The sequence below is a fragment of the Methyloversatilis universalis EHg5 genome, assembly GCF_000378945.1.
Lineage (GTDB): Bacteria > Pseudomonadota > Gammaproteobacteria > Burkholderiales > Rhodocyclaceae > Methyloversatilis > Methyloversatilis universalis_A.
Genome location: NZ_KB900539.1, coordinates 2,028,983 through 2,041,076 on the forward strand (window position 1 = coordinate 2,028,983; position 12,094 = coordinate 2,041,076).

Annotated in this window: 13 protein-coding genes; 8 read left to right on the forward strand and 5 right to left on the reverse strand. The window is 66.8% G+C overall.

The genetic code is table 11. The annotated features are described in order from the left end of the window. Nucleotides 1-12 precede the first annotated feature (12 nt). Nucleotides 13-459 carry an MEKHLA domain-containing protein gene (locus METUNV2_RS0109460; RefSeq protein WP_026188031.1) on the forward strand — a complete coding sequence of 149 codons (447 nt, stop codon included), beginning with the start codon at nt 13-15 and terminating at the stop codon, nt 457-459. Then, complete coding sequence (locus METUNV2_RS0109465) at nt 456-1,664, forward strand: M20 aminoacylase family protein (protein ID WP_018229229.1); 1,209 nt, start codon at nt 456-458, stop codon at nt 1,662-1,664. Before METUNV2_RS0109460 ends, METUNV2_RS0109465 begins: the two co-directional genes overlap by 4 nt. A 37-nt stretch (nt 1,665-1,701) precedes the next feature. Here METUNV2_RS0109465 and METUNV2_RS0109470 read toward each other — a convergent pair whose 3' ends face one another. Next, entirely contained in the window at nt 1,702-3,327 is a 1,626-nt protein-coding gene (locus METUNV2_RS0109470) for a membrane protein (protein WP_018229230.1), read from the reverse strand. A 136-nt stretch (nt 3,328-3,463) separates the two neighbouring features. On the opposite strand from METUNV2_RS0109470, the gene METUNV2_RS0109475 reads away from it, so the two are divergent. Next, nucleotides 3,464-3,940 carry a cyclic nucleotide-binding domain-containing protein gene (locus METUNV2_RS0109475; RefSeq protein ID WP_018229231.1) on the forward strand — a complete coding sequence of 159 codons (477 nt, stop codon included), beginning with the start codon at nt 3,464-3,466 and terminating at the stop codon, nt 3,938-3,940. After that, nucleotides 3,937-5,058, forward strand: coding sequence for an AI-2E family transporter (locus METUNV2_RS0109480; RefSeq protein WP_018229232.1), 1,122 nt, complete (start codon nt 3,937-3,939; stop codon nt 5,056-5,058). The genes METUNV2_RS0109475 and METUNV2_RS0109480 overlap by 4 nt, the downstream gene beginning before the upstream one ends. 10 nt (nt 5,059-5,068) lie before the next feature. Here the strand turns inward: METUNV2_RS0109480 and METUNV2_RS0109485 are convergent, their stop codons facing one another. Further along, nucleotides 5,069-5,455: a group II truncated hemoglobin gene (locus METUNV2_RS0109485; protein ID WP_018229233.1), complete on the reverse strand. Its 387-nt coding sequence runs from the start codon at nt 5,453-5,455 to the stop codon at nt 5,069-5,071. A 145-nt stretch (nt 5,456-5,600) separates the two neighbouring features. On the opposite strand from METUNV2_RS0109485, the gene METUNV2_RS0109490 reads away from it, so the two are divergent. Beyond that, complete coding sequence (locus tag METUNV2_RS0109490; protein ID WP_018229234.1) at nt 5,601-6,371, forward strand: SapC family protein; 771 nt, start codon at nt 5,601-5,603, stop codon at nt 6,369-6,371. Here the strand turns inward: METUNV2_RS0109490 and METUNV2_RS0109495 are convergent, their stop codons facing one another. Both METUNV2_RS0109495 and ompR read right to left on the reverse strand, forming a co-directional pair. Further along, nucleotides 6,372-7,787: an ATP-binding protein gene (locus METUNV2_RS0109495; protein WP_051081904.1), complete on the reverse strand. Its 1,416-nt coding sequence runs from the start codon at nt 7,785-7,787 to the stop codon at nt 6,372-6,374. A gap of 24 nt (nt 7,788-7,811) precedes the next feature. Beyond that, nucleotides 7,812-8,540 (reverse strand): osmolarity response regulator transcription factor OmpR, encoded by a 729-nt coding sequence (gene ompR, locus METUNV2_RS0109500; RefSeq protein WP_018229236.1) that lies wholly within the window; start codon nt 8,538-8,540, stop codon nt 7,812-7,814. Nucleotides 8,541-8,729: 189 nt separating this feature from the next. Between ompR and METUNV2_RS0109505 the strand changes: the two genes are divergently transcribed. From METUNV2_RS0109505 to METUNV2_RS0109515, 3 genes are all read left to right on the forward strand, one after another. Continuing rightward, entirely contained in the window at nt 8,730-9,029 is a 300-nt protein-coding gene (locus tag METUNV2_RS0109505) for a hypothetical protein (RefSeq protein WP_018229237.1), read from the forward strand. A gap of 14 nt (nt 9,030-9,043) precedes the next feature. Further along, entirely contained in the window at nt 9,044-9,373 is a 330-nt protein-coding gene (locus METUNV2_RS0109510) for a hypothetical protein (protein ID WP_018229238.1), read from the forward strand. Between the two features lie 74 nt (nt 9,374-9,447). After that, a complete protein-coding gene (locus METUNV2_RS0109515) occupies nt 9,448-10,482 on the forward strand; it encodes a DUF1501 domain-containing protein (RefSeq protein WP_018229239.1) in 1,035 nt (344 codons plus the stop codon). Nucleotides 10,483-10,494: 12 nt separating this feature from the next. On the opposite strand, the gene METUNV2_RS0109520 is transcribed toward METUNV2_RS0109515, so the two are convergent. Beyond that, entirely contained in the window at nt 10,495-12,069 is a 1,575-nt protein-coding gene (locus METUNV2_RS0109520; protein WP_018229240.1) for a response regulator, read from the reverse strand. Nucleotides 12,070-12,094: the final 25 nt, after the last annotated feature.

Below are 12,094 nucleotides of genomic sequence, written 5' to 3' on the forward strand. Positions count from 1 at the left end.
ATCTTCGGGAGCATGACCGCAATGCCCGACCCGAAGTTCTTGCGCGCACACGGCGCGCTGCTTGCCGACAGTCACCGCCGCCTGGTGGGCCATGACCTTGGCGTCCCGCCGGACGCCCTTTACGACGCGCCGTTCGCGCTGGTGTCGCACGGCACCGAAGCGGATCCGGTGTTCAACTACGCCAACCGGCACGCACAGCAGGTGTTCGGCTACGACTGGGCCACCTTCGTCACGCTGCCCTCCCGCCTGTCGGCCCGCGCACCGGAGCGCGACGAGCGCGCCCGGCTGCTGGAGCAGGTGAGCCGCGACGGCTACATTCCGGATTACAGCGGGGTGCGGGTGAGGGCGGACGGCCGGCTGTTCCGCATCCGCCGCGCCACCGTGTGGAACGTGATCGACGAGGCCGGCGTGCTGCGCGGGCAGGCGGCCCTGTTTTCGGATATCGAGGAGCTTTCATGAACGCACTGCATCCGCTGGTCGACGCGCTGGATGCCCGCGTCGCGCGCTGGACCGCACTGCGGCGCGACCTGCATGCGCATCCCGAACTGGCGTTCGAGGAAAACCGGACCGCGAAGGTGGTGGCGCGCGTGCTGCGCGAAGCCGGCATCGAGGTACATGAGGGCATCGGCCGCACCGGTGTGGTGGGCGTGCTGCGCAACGGAAACGGCAGCGGAGCCATCGGCCTGCGCGCCGACATGGACGCGCTGCCGATGACCGAGCAGAACACCTTCGCCCATCGTTCCACCCACCCCGGGCGCATGCACGGTTGCGGCCACGACGGCCACACCGCGATGCTGCTGGCCGCCGCCGAATATCTGGCGGAAACCCGCGGCTTCGACGGCACCGTGTATTTCATCTTCCAGCCGGCAGAGGAGGGCGCGGGTGGTGCGCCGGCCATGATTGCCGACGGCCTGTTCGAACGTTTCCCGATGCAGGCAGTGTTCGGCCTGCACAACTGGCCCGGCCTGCCGGTGGGACAGATGGCGGTGCATACCGGCCCTGCGATGGCGTGCAGTGATTCGATCGACATCGACATCGCGGGCCGCGGCGCCCACGCGGCCATGCCTCATCTGGGCGCCGATCCGGTGCTGGCGGGCGCGGCCATGGTGCAGGCGCTGCAGTCCATCGTGTCGCGCAACCTGCCGCCGGTCGAATGCGGCGTGGTGAGCGTGACCCAGTTTCACGCCGGCGAGGCCTACAACGTGATTCCCGAGTCGGCCCGGCTGGGCGGCACCGCGCGCGCGTTCACGCCGGAAGTGCGCGACCAGCTGGAAAGCGGCATCCAGCGCGTGGTGCAGGGGGTGGCGGCCGCACACGGCGTGAGCGCGAAGGCGACCTATCGCCGTGGCTACCCGCCGACCATCAATACCGCAAGCGAGGCGGACTTCTGCGCTGCGGTCGCACGCGAGGTGTTCGGCGACAGCAAGGTTCATGTGAACTATCCGCCCAGCATGGGCGCAGAGGATTTCGCCTACATGCTGCAGGAACGGCCGGGCTGCTATGTCTGGCTGGGCAACGGCGGGGGCCCGGACGCGGCGTCCGACCCGGCGCATGCCGAGGGCGGCGGCTGCATGCTGCACAACCCGCGCTACGACTTCAACGACCGCATCATCCCGCTGGGCGTGACCTACTGGACGCGGCTGGTCGAGCGCTGGCTGGCCTAGCAGGACGCTGCGGGGACGGCGCTCCCCGCAGCCGGGTTCAGGCGCTGCGCAGGCCGAGCGCGCGTGCGATCAGGATGGCGCCGACCGGCATGATGACCGCGATGGCCACCACGGTGAGCAGCAGCGGGGTCAGGTCGCCGTAGTGCGCGGCGGTCATGACCGCGCCGGTCGCCGGGTCCTTCACCTCGCGTGACAGCACGTAGATCTGGTTCAGGTACTTGGTGCCGAGCTGGCTGGCCGACAGCGCGAGGTTGGTGAAGGAGGCCATCACCGCGAAGAAGGTGGCTTTCAGGTGGGCCGGTGCCGAATTGGCGATCCAGGCCAGCATCGGAATCATCGAAATCTGGCCCAGCGGCGATTCCAGCGCGGTGTCGATTACCGCGATGAAGCGGGCGTCCACCACGCCGCCGGTCATGCGGGCGGTCCATTCGTGCAGGCCCAGGCTCATGCCCAGCGTCGGCATCGACAGGATGAAGCCGGCCGCGGTGAGCCAGCCCACCACATAGGTGATCGAGCGTTCCGCCATGAAACGGCGGAACATGAACATGCCGGCCAGCGTCAGCGCGCTGCCGATCAGCGACAGCACCGAAAAGAAGGCCTGGTCGAAACCGAGCACGTCTATGGTCCACCACGACACGCCGGGGCCGGTGCCCGGGGTGGCGCGGAACATGAAGATGACCAGCGCGGTACCGATCAGCGTGTTGCGCGCGGCGGGTTCCAGTTCGCGGGTGAGCTTGGTCATCAGGAAGGCGATGATGGCGAACGAACCGGCGAAAATGATTTCCTGGTTCCACTTCAGGTCGGACAGGCCCATGCCCAGCGTGAACACCACGAACACCAGGCTGCCGCCGAGAATCCACCAGTTGGGGGCGGTATGGCTGTCCGGGTCGCGCAGCAGGGCGGCCGCCTCGGCACGCGACAGGCCGCGCGACATGTGGGCGGAGAGGGCGCCGCGCCGGAGCCAGGCGGCGAAGGCCACGCCGGCCACCGACACCAGCGGAATGACCAGCGCCATCAGGTAGATGTCACGGTAGATCAGCACCTTCTGCGCTTCCGGCAGCTTTTCGGTGCCAGCGAACACATACAGGTTGATCAGTGCCACCAGCACGCTGCCGCCGATGATGGCGACCCGGCCCAGCGTCTGCATCGTGGTGTGCATCAGCTTGAGCTGTTCCGGCGGCACCGGCCGGCCCTGCTCATCGATCTGCGGGACCGCCTCGACCGTCATCGCGTCGGCCACCGCGTCCTGCAGCACGTAGCCGATGGGGCTGAGCAGCGTGCTGATCACGAACCAGGTATTGACCGGCAGCAGCGCCGCCATCGCCTCGCGCTCGGCGATCAGGCCGGCCATGATGAGCAGGCTGGCGGCGATCAGCGTGGCGCCCAGATAGATGAGCAGGCTCTTGAAACGCCACAGCAGATCGACCAGATGGCCGATCGGCATTTTCAGCGCCCACGGTATGCCTACCCAGAAACCGAGTGCGGCCAGGAATTCGGCCGACAGCCCGAGATAGTCCTTGACGAAGAAAGTGCCGACGATGCCGGTCAGGCCCTGAATGCCAGCCGCCATATAGACCATCAGCGGCGGCAGGTAGGAAAGGCGCATTTCGCGCCCGAGGGACAGGATGTTCTGATCGATCCAGCGCAGCAGTCGTGATGTCATGGTCTGTTCTTGTTGTGGCGATCGCGCCTGTGACCGGCAAGGATAGGGGGAATTCAACAAATGCGCCGCAAAAGCGGGCGGCGAAAGCCGGTATGCTTGCGCGCTGACCCTCACCCCACGCCCACCGGAGCACCACGTGCGTTTTTTCGGCCGCGACGATGAACCTGCCGCGCTGCAGCCGCTGCGCCAGATCAAGCTTTTTTCGTCGCTGAGCGCGCGCGAACTGAAGGTGGTGCACGGGCTGCGCCACGAACGTCAGTATCTGGCGGGCGAAATCGTGTTCGACCAGGGCGATGAAGGCCAGGCGATCTACGCCATCGTCGAGGGCGAGGTGGAAATCCTGCGCGCGGACGGCGGAAGCCCGCACCGGCTGGCGCTGCTGGCGCCGGGCGAGGTGTTCGGCGAACTGGCGCTGCTGGATCAGGCCCCGCGCGCAGCCCAGGCCCGCGCGCACAGCGACTGCCGGCTGGTGGTGTTTTTTCGCGCGGATTTCATGAGCCTGCTGGAAACCCACCCCAAGATCGCGTCCAAGATCGCGCTGTCTCTGGCCCGCCATCTCGGAGGGCGGCTGCGCCAGGCCAATGCCGGCGCCCGCCAGGAAGGTCATCTGTGAGGCGGCTGCAGCCGTCCGGCGCCGGGCCGCTGGCCTGGTGCGGCATCCTGCTCGCCACCACGCTGGCACTGTTCCTGTTCCAGCACCTGCTGTGGCTGGTGCTGCCTTTCCTGTTCGGGCTGATCGCCTACTACTTCCTGTATCCGCCGGTGCAGCGTCTGGTGTTCGCCGGCTTTTCGCAGGAGGCGGCCGCCAACATCACGGTCGGTGCCTTCGCGGTGCTGCTGATCGCATGCTTCGCGCTGATGCTGCCCTGGTTCGCTGCCCATGCGGTCAGCGTGCAGGACACCGGCCAGCGCTATCTGCAGGGCGGGCTGGCCCTGCTCGATGAAACATTGCGCGCGCTGGAAACCCAGTCCCGTTTCATGCGTGATGCCCATGTGGCCGATGCGGTGTCCTCCCATATCGCGGCAGCTGGCGAAGGGTTTGCACAGGAGCGCCTGCCTGGGCTGATGATGGGCGTGGCGGCCTGGTTGCCGTCCTTCCTGCTGGCGCCCTTTCTCGCCTATTTTTTCCTGCGCGATGGGCGCCGCTTCCAGCGTTTTCTCGCACGGGCGATGCCCAACGCCTATTTCGAGCGCACGCTGCATCTGCTGTACGAGGTTGACCGCACTGCGCGCGCCTACTTCCAGGGCCTGATCAAGCTCACCGTTCTCGATGCACTGTGTCTGGCTTTCGGCCTGTGGCTGATCGGGCTGTCGTCGCCGCTCATGCTGGGCCTGATCACCGCCGTGCTGGCCTGGGTGCCCTATGTCGGCTCCATTCTGGGCTGTGCGGTCGTGGTGATGGTGGCGGCGACCGACTTCCCCGGATCGCCCGGCGTGGCCTACGCTGCAGTCGGGCTGTTCGTATTCGTACGGCTGCTGGATGACTTCGTGTTCATGCCGCTGACCATAGGCCGCAGCCTGAAGATGCACCCGCTGGTCACCGTACTGATGATTTTCGTCGGCGGCGCGGTGGCCGGCGTGGCCGGCCTGCTGCTGGTGCTTCCGGTGCTGGGCGTGGTGATGGTGATCGGCGAAACTGCCAGCATCGTCGCCGCCGACCCTAGGCTGCGCGCACGCCACGCCCACGCACGTCAGCTGCGCCTGCAGTCGGTCACCCGCGATCTGGGCTGAATCGGCGGCGTCAGCCTTCCCGGTTGCGCATGTGGTCGGCCAGATCCTCGATCGCTTTCAGCAGCTGTGCGTTCGCCTCGTCCGGCGGCAACACCTCATCCACCGCCAGTCGCATGCACATCAGCCACTGGTCGCGCTCGGCTTCTCCGATGGCGAAGGGCAGGTGACGGGCGCGCAGTCGCGGGTGACCGTAGGCCTGCACGAACAGCTGCGGGCCGCCCAGCCAGCCGGACAGGTACATGAACAGTTTCTGGTTCGAACCGGACAGGTCGGCCGGGTGCAGCTTGCGGATGCCGTAGGCCTCCGGCAGCGTGTCCATCAGGTCGTAGAAGCGGTCGACCAGGCGGCGGACGGTGTCTTCGCCACCGATGTAGTCGTAAAAGGTTGGGGTGCTCATATCGGTAATGTCCTGCGTGAATCCGTGATTTTATCGTGCAGGCGGGCTTCTTCATTGCACCGGCGGCGGACCTTTTTCGCAGGGCCGTCATCGCCCGCAGCATAGAATCCGGGCGCTGCACGCTTACACCGAACCGAGGAGTGCCATGAAAACCCTGCTGTTCTACGACAATGTGGTCGTGCTCAACCGCGACACCCACCGCGACCTGCGCCTGAAGCCCCAGGACAACCTGAAGTTCGCCGCGGAAACCAACTGCGTGCCGCTGGCCCTGGTCGAGTTCGGCGATGTTGCCCGCGAGTACCCCATCGTGTTCGCCCGCCTGCCCGGCGGCCTGGTGCCGGTGGCGCTGCTCGGCCTGCGCGACGCGGAAAACCTCTATGTCACGCCGGAAGGCAAATGGGACGCGCGCTATGTGCCGGCCTTCGTGCGCCGCTACCCCTTCGTCGCGGTGCAGGACAACAACGCACCGGACAAACTGCTGGTGTGCATGGACGACAAGTTCCCGGGCTTCAATGCGGAAGAGGGCGAGCGCCTGTTCGACGAGAACGGCGCGGAAACCGACTACCTGAAGAATGCACTGGCTTTCGTGCAGGGCTACCAGAACGAGGCGCAGCGCACCGCAGAATTCTGCCGTGAGATCGAACAGCTGGGCCTGCTCAACGAAATGAGCGCAATGGCCGAACTGAACGACGGCCGCAAGTTCCGCCTCGATGGCCTGTGGGTGATCGACGAAGCCAAGCTGCAGGCACTGTCCGCAGCGGCGGCGGTCGACCTGTTCCGCCGCGGCTGGATGGGGCTGGTCTATGCCCAGCTGCTGTCGCTGGGTCACCTGCGCATTCTGCTGGACCGGACCGCAACCCGCGGCGCAGCCGAAACCCCGCCGGCGGAAGAAGCCGTCGAGGCGACGAAGCACTGATCAGTGTTTCACGGGCGAGCCTGCCGGCAGCGGCAGGCTCAGCCGCGCGATCAGGCCGCCGCCCTCGCGCGGCAGCAGGTCGAAGCGGCCGCCGTGCGCGCGCAGCGTGCGGTCGACGATGGCCAGGCCGAGCCCGGCGCCGCTCTGGCCGGTGCGCGACGAATCGAGCCGGGTGAAGGGCCGCTTGAGCCGATCGACCTGCTCCGGCGGTATGCCCGGCCCGCGGTCACACACCTCTATCCACGCCTCCCCGCCCTCAAGCCGGCACAGCAGATCGATCGGCCTGTCTTCGCCAGCGTGGCGCAGCGCATTGTCGATCAGGTTGTTCAGGCAGCGGCGTATCGCCAGCGGCCGGAAGCGCAGTGCCGGCAGCGGGTCGACCCGGCCGAGCTGCACCGGCTTGTCGTGCCGGGCGTAGGCCTGAGAGGCTTCCAGCACCAGACTGGCCAGATCGCCTTCGACCGGCTCCTCGCCGGTCGTGATGCGTGCGAAATCGAGGAACTGGCCGATGATCTTGTCCATGTCGTCGATGTCGGCACTCATGTCGCGCACCGTGTCCGGGTCCAGTCCGGCCAGTTCCATGTCCAGCCGCAGCCGGGTGAGCGGCGTACGCAGATCGTGTGAAATGCCGGCCAGAATGAGCGCGCGTTCGTCCTCGTTGCGTGCGAGATCGTCGGCCATCTGGTTGAAGGCGCTGGCGACTTCGGCCAGTTCTTCAGCGCCCTGAACCGGCAGCGGGGCAGGGCGCTCGCCACGACCAATGGCGCGCGCGGCGCGTTTCATCGCTGCCAGCGGGCGAGTCACCCGACGCACGATCAGATAGGCGCCGCCCAGCGCCAGAATGAGCGCGGCCGTGCCCCAGCCGATCACTTCCAGCGCCAGCGGTCGCTCGATCCGGCTGCGCGGCAGCATGAGCCAGTAATCATCCACGCCTTCTTCGTCAGCAATGCTGAAACTGACGAACAGGCCGCTCTGCAGCCCCTTGGACACGACGATGCGGGTGCGCGGGTCGAGCCGGCGGCGCAGTTCCTGCTCGATGGTGGCCAGCGAGCGGTCGCCGGCCATCGGTTCGAAGCCGGGAATGTCGCCGTCCGGGTAGATGCGCAGGCCTTCGCGCATCGACAGTTCGGTCAGCAGCTCAAGCCGGCGCTGCGGGTCAGCGCTCACCAGCGACGCGCGGGTGAGGTTGATCACGCTGATGATGATCTGCGCCGCCTGCTGCGCGCGCGGGCCCTGTTCCAGCCAGCTGTAGATGCCGGACCAGGCGAGCACCGAAGCAGTGAGCAGCGCAGCCAGCAGCAGGAAGGTGCGGGCGAGCAGCGAGCGCGGCAGCAGCGTGAAGCGGCGCATCGGGCGGGCGAGGGTCTGGCCTGTCCAGCGCGCAAGACTGCCGCGCCGGCGGCTGCGTTTCACCACGAGAAGGCGAACCGCCAGCGGGTGTCAGCCATGCCGGGTGCCGTCCGGCACGAACACGTAACCGAAGCCCCATACCGTCTGCAGGTAGCGCGGCTTGGCCGGATCGTCCTCGACCAGCTTGCGCAGGCGGGACATCTGCACGTCAATCGAGCGGTCGAAAGCGTCGTATTCGCGGCCGCGCGCCAGCTCCATCAGCTTGTCGCGCGACAGCGGTACGCGTGGCGATTCGAGCAGCACCTTGAGCAGCGAAAATTCGCCGGTGGTCAGCACCTGTTCCTGACCGTCGCGGGTCAGCGTGCGGGCCGCCAGATTGACCTCGACCTGACCGAAGTGCACCACGCGTTCGTCCAGCGTGGGGGCGCCCGGTGGCGGCTTGGGCGCCTGCCGGCGCAGCACCGCATTGATGCGGGCCACCAGTTCGCGCGGGTTGAAGGGCTTGGGCAGGTAGTCGTCAGCACCCATTTCCAGACCGACGATGCGGTCGACCTCGTCGCCCTTGGCGGTCAGCATGACCACCGGAATCGCGTTGTCCTGGGCGCGCAGCCGGCGACAGATCGCCAGACCGTCTTCGCCCGGCAGCATCAGGTCGAGCACCATCAGGTCGTACAGTTCGCGTGCCAGCGCCCTGTCCATCTGGCCGCTGTCGGCCACTGACTTGACGGTGAAGCCCTGTTCGCCGAGGTAGCGCTCCAGCAGAGCGCGCAGGCGGGCGTCGTCATCGACGACAAGGATCTTGCGTTTTTTTTCTTCCATGCGGCGATGCTACCCGAGCGGCTCCGGCCAGTTCAATTGCGCCGTGAGCGGATGTTACCCGGCGGTGCCCTGGTTACCCATGCTTACAAAGCCCGGGGCAGGCTACACAGAACGCTTACAGCGGCCGCTCAGCATCGGTCCAGTACCGGTTTGCGGTGCATTTACGGTCTGCTGACCGCGGAGTCGCCGATGAAAACGTCGATGAGAACAAGCCTGCTCGTATCCCTTCTTGCGCTGTCCGGCAGCCTGATGGCAGCACCTTCGCCAGTCGGCGCGGCCGGGGCACCGGCCGAAGCGCCGAGGGCAATGCATCCATTCGACGGCGGCAAGGTGACGGCCCCAGCGGATTCCGAAAGTGTTGCGGATACGCATCTACAGCTGCAGTACTTACTACACCGGGCCAGTCGCTCACTCTACAATCCGGCCGCCGGGCTGCTCATGGCCGGCGTTCCCGCAGAGGCGGACACCCTCGGACACGTGGCGCAGTGAAGGAGCAACAGCGGATGAAGTGTGCAGAGCTTGCCGGTTCGCGACTGTACGGCCTGATCGCCGGCTCGTGCGTCGGGGCTGCCCTGTTTGCGTCGGTACCGGTGCTGGCAGGTGAGCCGGGCGGTCGTCGCGACTTTGCCGAGCCGCAGCGCCTCGAACGTGTGATTCCGGCTGGCGCGACGATGCAGCCGATGCGTCGCTTCGATGATGAAGCCGGCCCGGTGCGCCGCCTTGATTACGGCGATACGCGCAGCAACCGCATGACGCCCGAAGAGCGCCGCCAGCTGCGGCGTGACATCCGTGACGCGGCACGCGAACTGTACCGCGACGCGCCCGGCCCCTGATTTCCCGCAGCATTCCGCTCGTCCCCGTGCCGCTGTCGCGTTGCAGCGGCGCTTTCTTCCCTGACGGAGTCTGAATGGACCGCAGGCATTTCTTGCTCACAGCCGGCAGCGCCTCGCTTGCGCTGGCGCCCCTCGGCCAGGTCGCAGCAGCCCCCGCCGGCCGTCTGCTGGTGCTGGTGGATATGGTCGGCGGCAACGACGGTCTCAACACGCTGGTGCCCTACGGTCAGGCCGCCTACTACCGGCTTCGCCCGACCATCGCGCTGGACCGCCGGGCGCTGTTGCCGGTGGCGGACGGGCAGGGGCTGCATCCGGCACTGCGTCCGCTGATGCCGCTGTGGCAGGACGGCCAGCTCGCATTGCTGCAGGGTGTGGGCTGCGCCGACGGCAGTCTGTCGCATCACCGCGCCACCGAAATCATGGACAGCGGCCGGCTTGACGACAGCCCGCTGCAGCCGGGCTGGCTGGCCCGCTGCCTGGCAATGCATGAGCCGAGCCGCCGGGCTGCCACGCAGGCACTGGTGGTCACCTCTGATCTGCCCGGGCCGCTGCACGGCCTGCCGCGCTGTCGCAGCCTGGCCTGCGCCGATGGCGAGGCGCTGACCGCGCGCTTCGGTTTTCCGGCAGATGCGCTGGGTGATGCGCTGGCGCGTGCCTGTGCCGAACTGGCCGCAGGTTCCGACGCCACGGTGATTCGGGTGGCGCTCGACGGTTTCGATACCCACGAAGACCAGCCAACCACCCACGCGCGACTGCTTGATTCGCTCGCCCGTTCGCTGGCTGCGCTGCGCAATGCGCTGACCGCGATGGGGCGCTGGCAGGACACGCTGGTGCTGACGCGCAGCGAATTCGGCCGGCTGGCCAACGAAAATCTCAGTGCCGGCACCGATCACGGCAACGCCAGCGTGCAGCTGATCGCCGGTGGCCGGGTGGCGGGCGGGCTGCGCGGCGCGGCCGCCGATCTCGAAGCGCTGGATGCGCGGGGCGGATTGCCGGCCACGCTGGATTTCCGCTCGCTTCACTCGGCACTTGCCGAGCAGTGGCTGGGAGTCAGTGCGGCCGCGCTGGGCTCAGATCTGCCGGTGCTGCCGTTTGCGCTGACTGCCTAGCGCTGACTGGGTTCAGTCTTCGCCGCTCGAGCGAGCGGTCGGCTTGTGCCGGTCGTAGCCGTGTTTCTGGGCCACGCGGTTGTAATGGATGTGCGCGTCGATCACCCGGCGTTCGCGCGGCGCCAGCGTGAATACGTCGATCAGAATGTTGCGCGCCTCTTCGGCCAGTGCATCGTTCCACTTCGGATCGAGCCGCTTGATCACATCGGCCAGCCGGCTCAGTTCGGCTTCAATATGGTCGAGGTCAGGGCCGGATCCGGTTTCGGCTTCCAGCTGGGCGGCCGCGGCCTGAGCGCGTTCGCGGGCTGAACGTGCGTTCTGCCGTTTCAGGCGGTTCGGTGCAGTGCCGCTGGCTTCAAGCTGCTCGACCAGCCCAGTGGCCGCCTCGTCGTTATTCGTCCTGAAACAGGCGTCGGCCAGTTCGGTCGTGGCCAGTGCGTCCTGCTTCTGCAGTTCCGAGTGCGCTTTGAGCGCACGTTCGATCGCTGCGCGTGCGCCGTTTTCGTCGCCCTGCTGAGCCTTTACCCGCGCTTCCAGCGCGTCGGCCAGCACTGTGGCTGACGCGCTGCCCTGCAGCAGCGGCTTCATTTCGTTCAGCCGCTGATTCAGTTCGCTGCCGGCGTCGGGCAGTTCGATCAGGCTCTTGATCAGCGTGAGGTGGTCTTCCGCGCTGGCCAGCGACGTACCTTCGGTGCGTTCGAGCACGCGCCGCATCACCTTGGCCGCTTCTTCCGCATCGCCGGCTTCGAGACAGATTTCGCCGATATTGCGCAGACGGCGCAGATTGTCTGGCGCGATCGAATCGGCACGTTCGTAGTAGCTGCGTGCCTGATCCAGCTCGCCGGCCTTCTCGTGAAGCTCGCCGAGAAAGTCGTACACACCCATGAATTCAGGGAATTCCTGATTGATCTCGGCTGCGTGGCGGACGGCTTCCGACGTTTCGCCGCGTTCGCGCAGCACCATGGCGTAGCCGATGCGTGCCCAGGGCACGGTGTTGCGCGCCATCACTGCCTTGTAGATTTCCGCCGCCTCGTCCAGCCGGGTGAGCGCGATCAGCGCTTCGGCGCGGATGCGCAGCGCGTCCATCGAGTAGCGTGGCACGCTGCTGAGTACGCGGTCGCATTCGACCAGCACGCCTTCCAGATTGCGGGCCGCCATCTGTTCGTAGATGGACTTGAGCGCATGCTTTTTTTCCACCGCCTTCACCAGACGCTCGCCCAGCTGACCTGAGGTGAAGGGTTTGAGCAGGTAGTCGTCGGGGGCGAATTCGGCAGCCGACACCACACGTTTGCGCACCCGCTCACCGGTCACGATCATGAATACCGATGACAGCGGCAGGATGTCGTTCAGCCGAAGTTCTTCAAGTACCCGCAGGCCGTCCTGCTTCTCGCCGAAGTTGTAGTCGCACAGCACTACGTCGGGTGTGACCGCGGAACACTGGCGCAGCAGATCGGCAGATGTGCCGGCCATCGCCACATGCTTGACCCCGGCCTGCGACAGCTGCGTGCGCACCCAGGTGCGGACCACCTGATTGGCGTCCGCAATGACCACGCGCATCTTGTCGAGGACTTCGGTCGGCAGGAACATGGGCAGGGAAGCACCTTGGATGAGA